This is a genomic window from Thaumasiovibrio subtropicus (assembly GCF_019703835.1).
In the GTDB taxonomy this organism is placed as follows: domain Bacteria; phylum Pseudomonadota; class Gammaproteobacteria; order Enterobacterales; family Vibrionaceae; genus Thaumasiovibrio; species Thaumasiovibrio subtropicus.
The window spans coordinates 256,902-273,638 of sequence record NZ_AP023055.1; the positions used below are offsets into that span (position 1 = coordinate 256,902).

At 47.8% G+C, this 16,737-nt stretch carries 15 protein-coding genes; 8 read left to right on the forward strand and 7 right to left on the reverse strand.

Features of this window, described 5'->3' with window-relative positions; all coding sequences use genetic code 11:
- Positions 1 to 76 precede the first annotated feature (76 nt).
- The 3 genes from TSUB_RS17415 to TSUB_RS17425 form a co-directional block, all read right to left on the reverse strand.
- Positions 77 to 1,411: an MATE family efflux transporter gene (locus TSUB_RS17415; protein ID WP_087024859.1), complete on the reverse strand. Its 1,335-nt coding sequence runs from the start codon at positions 1,409 to 1,411 to the stop codon at positions 77 to 79.
- Positions 1,412 to 1,505: 94 nt separating this feature from the next.
- Positions 1,506 to 2,393, reverse strand: a complete 888-nt coding sequence (locus TSUB_RS17420) for a LysR family transcriptional regulator (protein ID WP_087024857.1) — start codon at positions 2,391 to 2,393, stop codon at positions 1,506 to 1,508.
- 156 nt (positions 2,394 to 2,549) lie between these two features.
- The gene (locus TSUB_RS17425) at positions 2,550 to 3,836 is read right to left on the reverse strand and encodes an alpha/beta fold hydrolase (RefSeq protein WP_087024855.1); all 1,287 of its coding nucleotides are present in this window, start codon (positions 3,834 to 3,836) and stop codon (positions 2,550 to 2,552) included.
- Positions 3,837 to 4,252: 416 nt separating this feature from the next.
- On the opposite strand from TSUB_RS17425, the gene TSUB_RS17430 reads away from it, so the two are divergent.
- A complete protein-coding gene (locus tag TSUB_RS17430) occupies positions 4,253 to 5,725 on the forward strand; it encodes a peptide MFS transporter (RefSeq protein WP_087024853.1) in 1,473 nt (490 codons plus the stop codon).
- A gap of 427 nt (positions 5,726 to 6,152) precedes the next feature.
- On the opposite strand, the gene map is transcribed toward TSUB_RS17430, so the two are convergent.
- A complete protein-coding gene (map, locus tag TSUB_RS17435) occupies positions 6,153 to 6,929 on the reverse strand; it encodes a type I methionyl aminopeptidase (protein WP_087024851.1) in 777 nt (258 codons plus the stop codon).
- Entirely contained in the window at positions 6,919 to 7,134 is a 216-nt protein-coding gene (locus TSUB_RS17440; RefSeq protein ID WP_087024849.1) for a ParD-like family protein, read from the reverse strand. The genes map and TSUB_RS17440 overlap by 11 nt, the downstream gene beginning before the upstream one ends.
- Before the next feature lie 226 nt (positions 7,135 to 7,360).
- Here TSUB_RS17440 and TSUB_RS17445 point away from each other — a divergent pair, with 226 nt between their 5' ends.
- From TSUB_RS17445 to TSUB_RS17465, 5 genes are all read left to right on the forward strand, one after another.
- The gene (locus tag TSUB_RS17445) at positions 7,361 to 7,720 is read left to right on the forward strand and encodes a DUF5329 family protein (RefSeq protein ID WP_087018176.1); all 360 of its coding nucleotides are present in this window, start codon (positions 7,361 to 7,363) and stop codon (positions 7,718 to 7,720) included.
- A 227-nt stretch (positions 7,721 to 7,947) separates the two neighbouring features.
- Positions 7,948 to 9,627, forward strand: a complete 1,680-nt coding sequence (locus tag TSUB_RS17450; protein ID WP_087018178.1) for an ABC transporter substrate-binding protein — start codon at positions 7,948 to 7,950, stop codon at positions 9,625 to 9,627.
- Positions 9,628 to 9,650: 23 nt separating this feature from the next.
- On the forward strand, positions 9,651 to 11,288 hold the full coding sequence (locus TSUB_RS17455) for a methyl-accepting chemotaxis protein (protein WP_087018180.1): 1,638 nt from the start codon (positions 9,651 to 9,653) through the stop codon (positions 11,286 to 11,288).
- Positions 11,289 to 11,532: 244 nt separating this feature from the next.
- Complete coding sequence (locus tag TSUB_RS17460) at positions 11,533 to 12,090, forward strand: RBBP9/YdeN family alpha/beta hydrolase (RefSeq protein ID WP_087018182.1); 558 nt, start codon at positions 11,533 to 11,535, stop codon at positions 12,088 to 12,090.
- Between the two features lie 56 nt (positions 12,091 to 12,146).
- On the forward strand, positions 12,147 to 12,851 hold the full coding sequence (locus tag TSUB_RS17465; protein WP_087018184.1) for a class I SAM-dependent methyltransferase: 705 nt from the start codon (positions 12,147 to 12,149) through the stop codon (positions 12,849 to 12,851).
- A 67-nt stretch (positions 12,852 to 12,918) separates the two neighbouring features.
- Here TSUB_RS17465 and TSUB_RS17470 read toward each other — a convergent pair whose 3' ends face one another.
- Positions 12,919 to 14,079, reverse strand: a complete 1,161-nt coding sequence (locus TSUB_RS17470) for an MFS transporter (protein ID WP_087018186.1) — start codon at positions 14,077 to 14,079, stop codon at positions 12,919 to 12,921.
- 228 nt (positions 14,080 to 14,307) lie between these two features.
- On the opposite strand from TSUB_RS17470, the gene TSUB_RS17475 reads away from it, so the two are divergent.
- Positions 14,308 to 14,796 carry a GNAT family N-acetyltransferase gene (locus TSUB_RS17475; protein ID WP_087018188.1) on the forward strand — a complete coding sequence of 163 codons (489 nt, stop codon included), beginning with the start codon at positions 14,308 to 14,310 and terminating at the stop codon, positions 14,794 to 14,796.
- A 69-nt stretch (positions 14,797 to 14,865) separates the two neighbouring features.
- On the forward strand, positions 14,866 to 15,735 hold the full coding sequence (locus TSUB_RS17480) for a LysR family transcriptional regulator (RefSeq protein ID WP_087018190.1): 870 nt from the start codon (positions 14,866 to 14,868) through the stop codon (positions 15,733 to 15,735).
- Here TSUB_RS17480 and TSUB_RS17485 read toward each other — a convergent pair.
- A complete protein-coding gene (locus TSUB_RS17485; protein ID WP_087018192.1) occupies positions 15,662 to 16,441 on the reverse strand; it encodes a TSUP family transporter in 780 nt (259 codons plus the stop codon). The genes TSUB_RS17480 and TSUB_RS17485 overlap by 74 nt on opposite strands.
- Positions 16,442 to 16,737: the final 296 nt, after the last annotated feature.

Sequence of the window (16,737 nt, forward strand, 5' to 3'; positions counted from 1 at the left end):
CGATAGCATCCCGTTTTGCCTTATGCCTGTTGGTGCTGTTGCTAGTTACATACCGATATGGGCTATAGCATTGTCATTAAGCGAGCTGCTTTATCCACTTTCCCGTTTTTACTCGGTAGAACATAGGGACTAATTTGGTGACTTCTTCAAGTAGAACGACGGCATAGATGCCCTCAATTGGCCAATCAAGCAGAAATGCAGCGCAGAGTGAAAGTGGAACGGCCAACACCCATTGGGCGATCAAATCCAACCAAAAAGTGAAGGTAGTATCACCACCACTTTTGAGTACGCCAGACATCATTGTCATTGTCATCGCACGCAACAGGATACTGGTTAAAATTAGCGGGAAGAGACTTTCCGTCTGAGCAAGGACCGCGGGTTCAAGTTGATTTAAGCCCCGCCAGATCCAGCCTTGTGATAGCCAAAGCGACAACACTAATACGGTTGCTGCCACGAGTGAACAAATGAGTCCTGCGCGGATATAGCGCGATAGTGCGGCGTGATTTCTTGCGCCTATCGTTTGGCTAATCAATACCCCAGTGGCGGCGGCACATCCCCAGCTAAAGGACGCGGCAATAATTTCAATCGGCGCGAGTACGGCCATCGCAGCCAGAACCGTGCTGTCTATGTGACCATAAATACTGTGATAAACTGACAGCCCAAGGCTCCATACCAGTTCTCCTCCTATCAGCGGTAACGCGAGTACCCAGTATTGCTTTATTTTACCGATCGTTAGCGCCCTTTTCATGACCGTATAGTTGAGCTTGAGCAGGGGAATGCGGCGGTGAACATAGACCGCCAGTAGCAGTGTGGAGAGGCTTTTGGCTAACAAAGTCCCCCAAGCTGCGCCTTGGATACCGAGCGCTGGGAATCCAGCGTTGCCGAAGATCAGCAGGTAATTGAAAGTGACATTGAGAATAAGTTCGATGAGAAAGAGGTAGAGCGCGATCTGCGGTTTGCCTATCGCGCGCAATCCTGCCCCCCATAGCGTTGAGAGCGCGCCAGCGAAAAGCGTGAAGGCGGTAATTTCAATGTATGAAGCGGCGAGCAGGATAACCTGCCTATCTGAAGAGATGAGGCTCACGATAGGCGAAGCGAAATAAAACAGCAATGGTGAAACAATGGTTGCGACGAGCAGGGCGAATCCCATACCGAGATGGAGATTTTGTCCGATGGCTTTATCACTGTTTGCGCCAGCCCCTTGTGCGACAAGAATGGCGACAGCACCGGACAGGCCGATGATGATGTTAAAGCATACCCACATCACTCGTCCGCCAACACTTCCTGCAGCAACACTCTCTCCACCTAATTGCGCCAGCATGTACGCATCGATGAAACCAAGGCTAGAAAACAGCACACTGTGCATCGCAATTGGCGCTGCGAGTTTTAGTACTTGCTTATAAATGTTCATCGATAGGTCTCCTTCCCTAAAGTCGACGCGTGCGAAACCCCAGGGATTCACCTGTATTTCAGCACCAGCACCTGAAGATCGCTGAGTATTGGACTTATGCGTTAAATTGTTGGATGAGTTGTTCTATGAACGCATTGATCTTCACATTGCTGCGGTGGCGCTCTGGATAGATGAGATAGATGGGCTTTTGTCCTAAGGTATAGGCTTCAAGCAATGGAATGAGGCGTCCTGCGTCAATGTGTTCTTTTAAAGAGTAGTCAGGGGCTTTGACAATGCCTGCGCCTTGCAAAGCGAATCGCGTTAACAAGGTGCGTTCGTCACAATGAAAAGGGCCTGAAGGTGCGACTTCAATGACATTTTCGCCATCGTAAAACGTCCAAGTCTTATCCCACGAAGTCATAAGACAAGGGTAGTCAGTAATCTGCGAAGGCGTTTCGGGCAAACCGTGTTGACGGATAAAATCGGGAGAGGCGCAGCAAACATGCCGATAATGAGTCAGAGGCTTGGCGATCATATTATCCGGTGGAGTATGTGTGGACCGGATCGCGATATCAAACAAGCTTTTATCCAAATGACGTTGTTCTGCATCTAACTCGATCTCAAAGGTGATCTTGGGGTATGTCTGATTGAAGGCGATACAGGCTGCTGGCAGGATTGCTGAGCCAAGCATACCCGGTGCGGTAATCCGGATTGTTCCCTCGAATCGGGTGGCATCTTCTGAGAGTTCTCGCTCTACTTCAAGCAAAGTCTCGTCAACTTTTTGCATGCGATTGAGCAGTTTAGCACCATTATCGGTGAGGCTGACGGAGCGGGTCGATCGTGCTAAAAGTACTACACCAAGCTCCTTTTCTAGCGCATTGATTTGGCTAGAAAGATAGCTACGAGAGATGTCGAGCTTTTCGGCTGCTTTGGCAAAACTCAGCTGTTTGGCGACTTCGGTAAATAGAACATAACGTTCAAACTGTTTGTGTCTCTTACTCATGATGCTTGGCGATTAGTCATTGATGTTGAGTAATATATCAAACAATCTGAGTGTTATTGATCGTTATATCAAACTGTGAGTTTTTTTGAGGAGAGACGTAGATGGAAAGCAACCTCCAAGTGAGCGTGTTTTCTTCACTTGGAGGTGCTGGCTGGCTTACGTCGGTAGATGAGCAATGCGATTGCCCATGGCAATCAACTTATCAAGGATACGTTCACCGTCTTCGCGTAAACCGTTGTGCTCATACTCGTTGGTGATCCACGCTTTACTGTTTGGAATGTGGCGTAATGATTCCTGAGTGTAAGCGAGCTCTACATACATGTCTTCGGCGTAAGCAGCACAGGCGACCGGGACGGTGTTCTGGGCTAAAACGGCGTGATCATAAAGTGTGCCCCAATCGGATTTTTCTGCGAGCAGTTCAGCAGCGGCTTTGAGTGGTTTTAGGGTCTCGAGTTGGTCAAACATCCATGGATAAACCATTTCACCAGTAAACAGGAAAGGCTTTCCGGGCGTATAGTTAAATTTTTCCGGGCGAGTGCGGTGGGCAGACCAACGAGAAGCTTCATTCTGGCAGTAGATGGACTCGTGCAAAATGGCGTAAATGGGGTTGGTGAGGTAGCTTTGCTCGGCCAGCATGGCGTTGAGGAATGGGTAGCTCAGCGATTGTTTCCCGTTTTCGTCTACGAACGCACTCTCGAGTAAATAGAACATAGGCAAGTGAGCATGGCTGCGGCCAAGGTTAATGCCGATAAGTTGAAACTGTTCAACGGTAAAGCGTTGACCATTGGGTAGGTAGACCTCGTTCGCTAACAAGAAGTCGGCAATTTTTTGGCATTGTACTTGTGCTTGAGGAAACTGCGCGAAAAAGGCGTTGTTTTTGTCTTCTACACGCTGATAAGTGGCCTCATACACATCGTCTGCATGACGAGCTAGCGATGGCACGCCGCCCGTAATGTAGCTACGCAGCAAGCTCTGTGGAAACAGGGACAAATAGGTTAGCGAGCAAAAGCCACCAAAACTCTGTCCTAAGATCGCCCACTGTTTGACCCCGAACTGTTCGCGGATGGCCTCGGCATCACGCACGATGTTATCGGCACGAAAATGACTCAAGTAGTCTGCTTGTTCGGTTGCGTTTAGGTGCTGCAGTGTTTGTGCGTGGATAGGTGAACTGTTGCCTGTGCCGCGTTGGTCTAGGAGTAAAACACGATGTTCGCGCAACACGCGCTTTAACCAGCCAGAGCGACCTTCAGGACGCGGCGATGCAAAGCCTGGTCCGCCTTGAAAATAGACCAACCATGGCAACTCTTTTTCGTCGTTAGCTAAATCAACCACTTCGCGGGCAAAGACAGTGATTTTCGCGCCGTGGGATTGGTTGTAATCGAGTGGAAGTTGGAATTGGTGTTGGCGGTAAATCAAGTCACCATCAATGAAAGAAGCTTGCATCATACATCCTTTTCAAGCAGAGAAAGGGAGACTCTAGCAGAGTGCGCACTCAGGCGTCATGAATGATGTGTAAAAGAATTTGTGAACTCACGCGATAGGTCGTCACAGCCATTGAGCAAAGACTGCTTACTGATTTAGCCGACGCGATGTTCAAATGCGTGTCTTGAGTATAGGCATTTTGAGAATATTTCTATCTCTCAGATGATCTCCTGCATCGCAATGAACCAATCACCTACCAGCGCTTCGATGTTGTTTGTTCTTATTGTGTATATACATATTAGTTTTTGTGCGTTGGGAATTAGAAATTATCATTGAGAGAATGCTGTTTTTTGAGCGATATGTTTCAGAATATTACATTCTAATTATTGTATTCTTTTGGGTATAAAGTTGTATTTTTGGTCAAAAGGAAGGTGATTATGTGGAATATCCTCAATAAATCAATGATGTTCTGCCAAATGATGTTTGGTCTCTCTTTTTATGGCGTAATGGTCGTACTGACACGTTTTTTTCTAGAAGAGCTGGGTTATAGCGAAGCGGACACCATGATGGTCGTTGGTGCGTTTTCGTCCATTGGTCCATTGTTTGCGATTGCGGGCGGATTCATCGCAGATAAGTTCCTCGGGGCATATCGCTCGTTGACAATTGCGTACGGCGCTTTTGCGACAGGTTATCTCTTGCTCGTGTTAGGTGCATCAACGGTTAATGTGCCACTGAGCTTGGTGGGTATTGCGTTAGCAAGTTATGCCCGTGGTTTGATGTCTCCTTCGTACCCGAGTTTATATAAGCGTACTTTTGCAACGGAAGAAGACTTCGAAAATGGCTATCCAGTTAACTATTCCGTAAACAACGTCGGGGCCTTGTTGGGGCAGTATCTTTTCCCGCTGTTCGTCCTTACCGTTGGCTTCAACGGCAGTTTTTTACTGTCAACGTTGCTAGCCGTGCTCGCTTTTGCAACCTTAATTCTGTTTAACAAACGTTTGGTGAAAGTAGGCGCAGAGATAGATCAAGCGCCAGTGGGTGCGAAAAACTGGCTCTCGTTCATGTTCTTATCGATAGGCATGGTGGGGCTAGTGTTTTTTATGTTCTCCAACATGGATATAGGGCAAAACATTGTTTACGCCATCGGGGCTGCTGCCATTCTTTACTTTGTTTCATTGATGGTGAAAGCGAACAAGTCAGCAGCGCTGAAAATGGGCACAATATTGATCATGGTTGTCATAACGACATGTTTCTTTGTTTACTACGGGCAAATGATGACATCGATGACCATGGTGGCGATCAATACCATGCGTGGTGACTTGTTTGGTGTGATTCCTATTGCCCCTGAAGCCTCTATGGCGATGAATCCGTTGTGGTGTATTGTTGCGGGCCCTGTTATCACCATGACTTTTTCTCGTCTTGAAAAGCGAGGCATTCATTTTTCAACAGCGACCAAGATTGGCTTTGCATTCATTCTAACGGCGATTGCTTTTGGTTTGTTAACGGCGGCGGTCATGGGTGTGGGCGAAGAGGTGGTGATTCGTGCTGAAGTGTTTTTGCTGGTGCATTTCTTCCAAGCATTTGCGGAAGTCATTGTGGGTAGTTTGGTGGTCGCTTTTATTCTCTCCGTCGCACCAAAGCAGATTGAGAACTTTTCGGTAAGCTTGTTTTCAGTGGCGATCGCCCTGAGTGGGATTGTCGGCGCTGTTTTTTCAACGTCAATTGCGTTGGAAAAGGGGCAAGTTATTACGCAAGAAATCGCGCGAACGGTTTATGGCGAGTACTTTCAGTTGCTCTCAGTCTTAGCGGTTGTCATGGTTGGGGTCGCCTTTTTATCTTCAGTGGTTATCCGCAAGATGTTGGCAAAAGCAAACGAGCACAATCGAGTCGAAGAACTGATTGAAGTGTGATGCTTATACTCAAGCCACCTCAAGATGCTTGCTCAGCGAGAATTTCTAGGTTTGCCATCGAGGCACTGCTTTGAAGGTCTAGTGAACTAAATCAAAAAGCAGTAACAAAGGTGGCGAGCCTAGAAAACTCGCCCTTTGGGAAGCAACTAGCGCCCCGATTTCTGCGTTAAAGGCGCTCGAAAGGGGAAACCATTCCTTCACCCCTTTGCCTTGAACTCGAATCGCTAGTCTGCTTCTGAATCCTGCATCTTGAGGTGGCTTGAGTATACATAGGGAATAAGGTTGAAGGGACGTTATTGCGGCAAACTTTCGCTTTGAACCCAATAGATGGGATGGTGTTTGAATCGACCGGCAGGTGAGTATAAATGTTCGTCGAAACCCGCGACAGATGAATTTCAGTCGCGGGTTGGTGATGCGAGTATGTGTTTTACTGCGTTTCTTCTTCTCGCAAGGTTAAGACTTGATAACCTGTGTTTGTCACAAGAATGGTATGTTCGCACTGTGCTGAGAGTTTTTTGTCGCGAGTAACAACGGTCCAACCATCTTTTTTGGTTTTCGTTTTGTAAGTACCTTGGTTGATCATCGGCTCAATAGTAAACGTCATGCCTGCTTTCAAGGTTAACCCTGTCCCCGCTGTACCATAGTGGAGAACGTTAGGCTCTTCGTGCATCTCTCTGCCAATCCCGTGTCCACAGTATTCTCGCACGACACTGTAGCCTGCTTTTTCTGCTACTTTCTGAATCGCTGCACCAATATCACCCAGTTTTGCGCCGGGTTTTACCTGTGCAATGCCTGCCCACATGGCTTCTTGTGTTGTGTTGACTAAACGGCGTGCTGGCAACGGGGCATCAGGCATAACATACATCTTGCTCGAATCTGTGATAAAGCCGTCTTTTTCTAGGGTGATATCCAGGTTAATGATGTCAGAGGATTTGAGTAATTGATGATCACTCGGAATCCCATGGCAAACGACTTCGTTTATAGAGCAGTTCAGTACAAACTGATAACCGTATTGGCCTTTGCTGGCAGGGCGAGCATGAAGTTCATTGACGATGAAGTCATCAACCCGATTGTTGATCGCCATGGTGGAAACGCCCGGTTTTACGAAGTCATCAAGCATGGCAAAGACTTGCGCCAGCAGTCGCCCTGATTCCGCCATGAGTGCTTGTTCTGCTTCGTTTTTAATTGTGACACTAGGATGCATCGCGTTCTTCCTGTTCAAGCGCAGTAAAGTTTTCTTGTGCTAATTGTTGACGAATCAATTGATTGAACGTCATGTTGGGATTGAGCTCAGCGAGCATGCCCATCTTCATCCAAAACTCAGCTTGAGAATTGATAGAGCGAGACATTACGTTGCTGGCTTTACGGATCTCTTCGTGGAGATCCTCACTGATCTTAACGATACCCATTCGTTGTATCTCTATAAGTGGTTTATATATGGATTGTATATAAAGTGCATATATAGTGCAACGTGTTGTAGCGCTACAGAGTTGCAAGGGGAAAGCGATTGACTCACAGCTTTACTTGTCGATGCGCTAGTTCACTTTTGAAGCCAGACTCTTGAGGTCGATTGAGTTTACTGTGGTAAAGTGAAAGGGGATTTAAGTATATTTTACAATCTGTTAGGAGGTTGAAGTGAAACGCCATTCGAGTCTATTGAGCCTATTTATCTTGGCATTGTCCTCTTGGAGTACGTCAGCGGCATCGTTGGACAAAGAGATTGAGTACCTTTACCAGTATGTCGCTGAGGCGACAGAGTGCGTGTTTGTGAGAAATGGCAAATCTTATACAACCCTCGAGGCGGTTGAGCATATGCAAGTAAAACAGGGCTATTTCAGTAAGCGCATCAAGTCCGCGGAAGATTTCATTAAGTTTAGCGCTACCAAGAGCACCACCTCTGGAAAGGCTTATCTTATTCAGTGTGAAGGGCAAGAGATTGTTGAATCCGCTGATTGGCTATCGTCAGCCTTGATGTCTTACCGCTTAGCGCAATAAACTGCTTGGGTTTAACTCAAGTTGTCAATAAAGAGCAAAAAACTAGTCATAACTGTCTTCTCTTTGAGATGTTTTACTTGAAGTCGTAAATTTGCATTAATATGCGCCATGTTTCATTGATAAAGCCATAATCGCTGCCTATCATTCTTATCTGTACTGTCTCTATTTGCATTCACACTTTTGTGCGTTGCTTAACATGAACAGAATGATAGAAGGACGATGACTCAATGAATGAATTGACTAGGCGGCAATGGCTAAAATGGATGGCATTGCTCAGTGGCAGCGCAGCCATGCCAAGCTACGCTTCTGAAGGGCCTCTGACCTTAAAAGAGGATGATGTCGCCGAACATTTTGCACCACGCTTGCAGGCGGGGTCTCATGTCAAAATATATATTCCAAATCTTCCTTACATTTACACCTCTCATGCCATTAATGTTGGCTTGATCCGGCCAGCCAATAATCAACAAGGCTGGGAGTATGAGTTGGCAACCGACATTCGCCAAGTTTCTGAAACAGCCTACGATGTGACTTTGCGTGAAGGGATCAAGTTTCAAGATGGTACGCCTTTTACTGCGCAATCTGTCGTTCGCAATATTCTCGCCTTTCGCCAATCGCCATTTCTTTTTTCAAAATTGCATGAAACCTTACTTTCAGCCACTGCGCTTGATGAGCAGCGAGTCAGGATTTACTTATCGCAACGTTATGGCCAGTTCATGAATGACCTGTTGTGGCTGCATTTCTACACCGATACCTATCTGGAAAAGTTTGGGTGGAACGGCAAAGCGACATGCCCCAATTTAGCCGAAGCAGGCCCATATGGTCTTGGCCCCTACCAACTTATCGAAGGGTATGTTGAAGGGGATCGCCAGACGAAAGAAGTGATGTTGAAAGCAAACCCGTATTACTGGCGACCAAATGAACCCAATATAGAACGGATCACGATTTACACCGAGCTGGATAGTCAAGCAGCCATCAACCAAGTGCAAGCACAAGAAGGGCAACTAGATATCGCGCCTATCCCGTTTCACGATAAGGTGCAGACGATGCGTTCACCGCACAGTAAGGTGGTTTCGGCATCAAGCAACAACAACTTTGCGATTCATCTTAATTTGCGCAATGGCCATCCGCGGCTTCAAGAACAGGCGGTGCGCGTCGCCTTAAACAAAGCGATTCACCAAGCCAATCTACTGTCCTTTGTCTACATGGATGAAGGGCAAGCCAAGGCCACCAACGCCTCCCCTAACTTTCCACGTATCGCGGAACTGTCAACGAGTCTCAAACCCTACTCCGAAGTCAGTAACCCCTATGACCCAGAACAGCAGGCAGCACTAAAACAGATATTAGATGGCATTACCCTCAAGGTGTATAGCCAGCGAAGCTTTCTGTGGTTGTGGCGTGGCATTGCTTATCAACTGGGACGTGTTGGGGTGACGTTAGATATTGAGCTCACAGACAGTGAAAAAGACATCTTTGCGCAGCTACTTACCACCAACCAAAAACAGAACACCAAAGACTGGGATTTGCTCATTTGGAGTATGGATGATTGGTACTTCAATCACCCGTGGAGCGTATTTGTGGCTTACCGTACTACGAGTGTGTGGAGCACTATTATGCCGGACGCCAGGCTCGATGGTTACATTGATGCGCTGTTTGCCGAATCGGTCGGTAGCGACGCGTATCTAGCATTAAGCAGGCAGATCATGACACACGTCTATGACCAAGGCTATATGCTCTTTGTGCCTGCCCCTAACCAAGTCTTAGCGACGAATAAGGAAGTCCATTATGTGCCCTATCCGATGGCGACGAGCCCATTATGGGAACTGAAAATAAGCCGTTATCACTGGTCTGTGCGTGAAGGGGCCTTGCCGCCATCTCGCACCGCGCCATTACAGATCCAGCGAGTTTAAATTACGAGTAGAAAGGGAAAATCATGATTAACGCGAAATGGTTAAGTGATATCCGTATTGGTGTGAAGCTTATTGGGCTCGTTGTGACCGCCGTATTGGGTTTGGTGTTTTTGACATCGATGAATTTCATGCAATCAAATCGAAATAGCGAAGCGTTAGAGACAGTCAATGTAAGCAGTAGTCAGTTGGTTTGGTTGAGCTCATCGATTGTGCAGCCATTGGGGGAGTTACGTGCACTATCCTTGTCTTTGGTACTCGCGCCAGATGATGCGATGAAGCAGCAGGTAGAAGCTGAAATGGCGCCGCTGGTTGCTCAATTAGGACGGGCGTTTGAAGACTGGCAAGCGCGATCTGATAATCGCACGGCACAAAACGTCAATACGATTCGCAATGAGTGGGCGGCATACTTAAACCTCTTGAACTATACCCGGGAACGCGTCTCTCAAGGTTATCGAGAAGCGGCATTTTTAAATGTCGTCGAGCGTGAAGGTGCGCAATATGCGTTGTTGAGTGATCAGGTCAATCAGGTGTTTGTGGATATGGAGCGTCAGGTCAACGCGGTATATAACCAGAGTGTTGTGGCCGCTGAAAGCAATGAGCGCGCCTCGTTAATCGTAAGTGCGATTACGGCGTTGTTGGTGGCCGGTATTGGCTTCTTAATTTCGGGCAATATCACCCGCCCATTGCTCAGTTTGCAAAAGAAAGTGAAAGCGCTAGCTGAAGGGGAGCTGGCACTGACTATCTCCGGACAAAATCGCAAAGATGAACTGGGTGATTTAGCGCGTGAAGTCCAAGTGACCGTTGATCATCTTCGAGAAAACTTGCAAACCATCAACAATAGCTCAGATCTGATCAAAACGGTGTCGTTGCAACTGGGTGAGACGTCAGCGGATGTCTCCACCATTATTGGTCGTCAGCTTGAGAATGCCGATACCGTGGCCTCTGCGATGACAGAAATGGCCACCAGTGTTGCTGAAGTGGCAGGAAATGCGGCATCGACCTCTGAGGCAACAGGGGAAGCAAATCAAGAAGTCGAAAATGCCAAACTGACTCTCGAGCGTACCTCGCAAGATATTCAAACACTGACTCGACAAATCAACCAGACGTCAGAACTCATCGATAGTTTGCGTGAGGATGCGGATCGTATCGGCAGTGTGGTCGAAGTGATTGGTGGTATCTCTGAGCAGACCAACTTACTTGCTTTAAACGCAGCCATTGAGGCGGCGCGTGCAGGGGAGAGTGGGCGCGGATTTGCGGTGGTTGCCGATGAAGTGCGTAACCTCGCCCAACGGACCAGCGGCTCGACCGAGGAGATCAACGAAATCATTACGACGTTGCAAAAGCGAGCGCACCAAGCCATGTCTGAAATGGCGACGAGTCAACATGAGGCGAAGCAAACGATCGAGAGCGCCGAAAATACTGTGTCGCGCTTGGCACGGGTTGCCAATCAAGTTGATCACGTTAATGCAATGAACTTGCAAATTGCCGCGGCGACGGAAGAGCAGCAAGGTGCGACACAAGAGATGGATCGCAGCGTCGTTGAGATAAGAGACATCTCACAGCAGAGCGCGCAAGCATCAGAACTGGTCAATGAAAAGGCTAATGCGCTTTCTGAACAGGTGACTACATTGCGTCACGTTGTTGGCCAGTACCGTTTTTAACAGAATAAGAAACACAACCAACGGGAATAGACCCCATTGCAGTATGATGGGTTAAGTACAAATCGCTCCGCAAGGGGCGATTTTTTTATCTTTAAAGTCGGCCTGAATATAGGCTTAGACCTGTGCTCACACCTCATTCACACTCTAGTGTTAGTTTTTACTGTGCTTACCGGAATGTGCTAAATTGCTAGTTTATCTGTGATTTTCATCGAACTCTGACAAGGATAAGGGAGAGTGTGACCAGATGACCACCGTTGTATTAGTGCCTGGCTATACCAATGCTGGGCCAGCGCATTGGCAAACCATTATTGAGCGAAAATATGCAGATGTTGTACGAGTGCAGCAAGATAACTGGGAAGTGCCAGACAGGGAAAAATGGCTTACGCGCGTCAATGAAACATTGTCGACAATTGAAGGGGAAGTGGTGCTCGTGGGGCACAGTTGTGGCGCTGTCGCCATCACACAGTGGTCGCAAGCCTTTCAATCAGACAAGGTGATTGGTGCGCTCTTAGTGGCCCCAGCCGATGTTGATTCACCTTCCGCCATCGTAGAGATTCAAGTACAACGTCCTTTGTCTTTCGAGCCATTACCTTTTCCAAGCATTGTTGTGACCAGCGATAATGATGCCCATGTCTCGTTAGAAAGAGCGCACCTTTTTGCCGATGCGTGGCGCAGTGAAATCATCATTAAGCCGGGGGCAGATCATTTCCATACGGAAGCGGGGTATGGTGAGTGGCCTGAAGGTGAGAAGTTGATAGAGCGGCTGATGGGGCGATCGTTTCAATGTAAGTCGATGGTTTGAGTCTATTACTCTTGCTCGCGTGATTGGAACGCGCGAATTGTGTCTGAGGAAGCAATATGAGCGATAATTATAACGACGAGGTCTCTCAACATTATGCCGCCTATCGTCCTCCGGTTCATGATGCGCTGCTTGAGCAGATTCTTGCCAATAAAACCTACTCAACAGCACTAGATATTGGATGTGGTACCGGCGTATCGACGCGCGCATTACTCCCTTATTGTGATGAAATAGTGGGTATAGACCCAAGTGAAGCCATGCTCGCTAAGGCGATTGAGAGCCCTAAGATTAGGTATCGACAAGGGACAGGGGAGTGCTTGCCGATAAACGACAAGCGTGTTGATCTCGTGTCGTTTGCGGGTTCTCTTTACTATGCAAAATCGGCAACCTTAATCAAAGAGCTGAAGCGGGTATGCAAAACTGACGCGCGCATCTTGGTTTATGATTTTGAAGTGATGCTTGCGCCAATGATGGCATTACTTGATGCAGAAACCAGGACAAGCGGATCTTCTTACAACCATGCCGAGAACTTGTCGGATGTCGAAAGCCTGAAAACCTTGCATGTTCAACAAGGCGAACTTACGTTTTCTATCACGCCACAACAGCTAGCCCATGTGCTGTTTTCATCCGAGCGTCGGTATCATGCTCTGCAAACACGCTATGGCAATGAAGAGACGTTTAACACTGTGGTGAAGGCGTTGACGCGTCACAGCAGCAAGTTTGAAATGACGGTAAACATCTATCATTCTCTCTATGCGCTGTGAGCCATGTTGTGGTTAGTTGCGTTTGCTTCAATAAGGAGGCTTACGCCTCCTTCAACAGGTTTAGTTATTATTCAGGCATTGAGAGCTCGGGTTTGCGTTTGAGTGCGGCAATCAGCATGTAAGCGGTTGTTGCTGCAAAAATAGCAAACAGGTAACCCATTAATCCTGCTTCACTGCCTAAAAACGGGTCTGCAAGCAGTGGGCCAGTGACTGAGCCAATGCTGTAACAAAACAACATGATTTGGGTTGCTGACACAATTTCCTCTTCTGGCAATGCTTGGCATCCTAAATTGATCGCCACTGGGTAAAGCGCAAATGCGGCCATCCCTAAGGCGAAAAGACTCACAGCAAGAGGCCATCCATTGGCGATGCTTGATGCTGCGCCCACCGCCGCCATGCCAACTACACAGCAAAGTGCCATCAACAGCGTACGACCAATCACGGCTGATAGGCGAGAAATCAACGGTTGAACGACCATGCCACCCATGACAATCGCCGCCATCAGTGTGCCGATGTTCTCTAAAGAAATCTCTCGCATTTTGAGTGCCAGTGGCAACAAGCCATAAACGGACCCTAATAGCAGCCCCGAAACTACACAGCCCATCAATGCGGCGTGGTTCAGTGCAAACACACGCTTCAGTGAAAGCGGGTGGCTGTGCGTTTGTTTAGCCGGTTCGACGAGGGGTAGAAAAAGCACCAATAATGCCGAAGCCAGCGCGATCAATATGACCGTGAATGGTAAGAGGCCTTCAATGCCCACCCAACCTATGCCCAGTTGCCCTAATGCGCCACCGCCATAAAGCGCTGCCATGTAAATGGCTAAGCGTTTTGCTCGTTGGCTTGGCTCTCCAAACAATAACCAGCTTTCAACGATGACGAAGATGCTGGCAACGGCTATACCGGCAATCAAGCGTGCCGCTAACCAAGCTACAGGTGACTGCTGCTGCATCAGTGGTAGCACGGTGAACATAAAGACCAACAAACTAACCATAAATGCTTTGCGGTGGCCCAACTTATTCACCAAGGGTTCAATGAACAGTGCTCCGATCAATAAGCCCGCATAGAATGCACTGGCGAGCCAGCTAGCCAAGGTATTGCTCCAGTGTGCTTGCGCTACCATGAGCGGAATAAGGCTCATTAAGAAGCCAGACGCGACAGCATAAAGTGATAGCGCAGCGACAGGAATAGCAACAGACGGCGACGCCGCGGAGAGACGTGAGCTTTCCACAGAACAATACCTCGAAGTAAATAGATTGAAAGAATATTGAAAATGATCTGAATGAGATCGGCGCGACTATGCCGTTTCCGCTTTACCGAGTACAACAATGTTTTTTTGTCGCGACATGCAAAAATGTTGATTGAAGAAACCTGATCTTTACTCGCTTACGTTTTAGGGTGTTTTAAGTGGCGATTAAACAGGGTATGTTGTTGTTTTTTAGGTTGTTAGAGAGAAGGGATGGCCGCGATATATCTATCAGAGTTGTCGTTATCTGATAAAGAGAGTGTTTTTGCACTGCTCAAAGACCCAGAAGTGATGCGATATCTGGGGCCTCGACGCCCTTTAACCGATGCAGAAGCGCAACAGTGGTTTGATGATGCATTGAATAACCCGTCACGACTTGTCTTTCGTGAGGCTTCGACCAATGACCTAATCGGGTTTTGTGGTATCAAGATGTTAGGCGGCAAAGCAGATTTCGGCTATTTCCTGTTAAGACAGTTCTGGGGAAAAGGGTACGCCACGCGAATGTGTGAGATGACAATCGAGGCGTTAGCAAACCGTACGGATTTCAGCACGGTAGAAGTCTTTATCGCAGAGCATAATTTAGCGAGTATTCGCTTAGCAAACCGCTTAGGATGGAGAAGGATAAAGGCCTCAAAAAATGCCTTTGAAAGCGGTTATTTATATTTGATTGATAATACGCGAGCCATTCGGTATGAGATTTGAAGCTGAGGCGCGCTTACTGAGCGTATATTGGCGTATACTGGCTCTATTCCAATCATTCATGGGTAGAAGATGTTACTCGAAGGGATAGAAACGCTGTTAGTGCTTGGGAAAGAGCGCACCATGAGCCGCACGGGAAGCAAGCTCTATATCAGTCAATCGGCTGTCAGTAAGCGCATCACCAACCTAGAAAAAAAGCTCGGTAAAAAACTGATTGAGCCGGACGGGCGTTACGTCAGGCTGACTGAAGACGCGCAAGCGTTGATTGCCAGTATTGGTCCGAGTTTTAATGAGTTGCGTGGGCGTATCTATGAGCAGCAGTCGTTAGAGGAGCGCAGCCTGATCCGTATTGACTGCTCTGAAACGGTCCTTGCTGGGTTACTCCATGACATCATTCCTGCCTATATGGCGACAGACCCTCACCTAACGCTGACAACGAATAATACGCCGCGTATTGTCGAGAATGTAAAATCAGGCCGCGCCATGGTTGGCGTTTGCGCGGGCAACCTTCCTCCGCAGCATGGCCTGATGACGTTTCACCTCTTTGATGAGCCGTTTTATATCGTCAGCCGTGAAGCAATTACTGAGTTACCCGCTGGATTAATTACGAATAACCTCACCAACACCGCGAATACCTATCAAGCCAGTGTGTTACAGCGCTTAGGGATAGAGGCGGTGATGGAGATTGGTAACTATGTGGCTGCAGCGCAGTTAGCGATGAGAGGTGCTCCTCCCGCTATTGTGCCTTTGATGGTCGCAAGAACCTTAGGGATCGATCCTCGCTATCTGTTTTATTTTGAGGACCTTGCACCACTGCACCGACCTATCCATATTTGTGTGCGGCAATCAAACTATCGCATTGCCCGTGTTAAAGCAGTGATAGAAGCCATTCTTGATGCTGCTCCCACAGCAACTTCAACGCCATTAGCATCGACATTGTAATCACCATGGGGCGGATGAACTTCTGCCCTTTGCCGATCACCGCTTTTGCCCCCAATTGCGCGCCAATGAAGCCACCAACGGCCATCACCAAGCCGAGTTCCCAAACAGGCAAGCCTGCAAAAATAAAGAACAACAGTGCGGCGAAGTTAGAGGTGAAGTTGAGGACTTTGGTACGCGCAGTGGCTTGTACCAGAGTAAACCCGCCGAGCGCAACAAAGCAGACCGTGAACAACGACCCAGTGCCGGGCCCAAAAAAGCCATCGTAAAAGCCAATGCTGGTACCAACTGAAAAAGCAAACAGGTTGGTAGCCATGCCGGGCTTGTCGTCCTGTGCTTCCGTTTTCGGGGCCAGTAAAAAGTATAGTGAGATGGCGATAAGCAGTATCGGGATTAAGCTGGTTAATACATTCGCATCAATGTGTTGTACCAGTTCCGCACCGATAGCGGAACCAATAAAGGTGCACACGATGGCAAGTTTGAGCTCTTTGATGCTGACAATGCCATTGCGGATGAAATACCAGCTTGCTGAAAAACTGCCAAAGGTACCTTGTAGCTTATTGGTGGCAAGCGCTTGTGTTGGTGGTACGCCGACAGAAAGCAGTGCAGGGAGTACTAACAATCCGCCGCCGCCAGCCATGGCATCGATAAAGCCTGCGATACCCGCGACAAAAAACAGAAATGCCAATACCTCAAATGTAACTTCCATACTTCCCCAATCAATCTACCAAGAACTTACGGGTAAACTATCACTGTTGACCGCTCGCAGCCCAACGAAAAGCACGAAAACGATCTATTCCACATATTCATAAATGAAGAAGTCGCACGGTTTGAATGCATGAAGTAGGACGTCTTTGGGATTGCTGAGTCCTGCAACTTAAGGTGGTTTGAGTACAAAGTGCACGCCAATATGCCTATTTGCAATATTCATCGTCTCACGCGTAATAGAAGCCTGAAAAACCTCATGGATTACCGTGCTAAGCGGTTTCTATTGTCGGCATGATA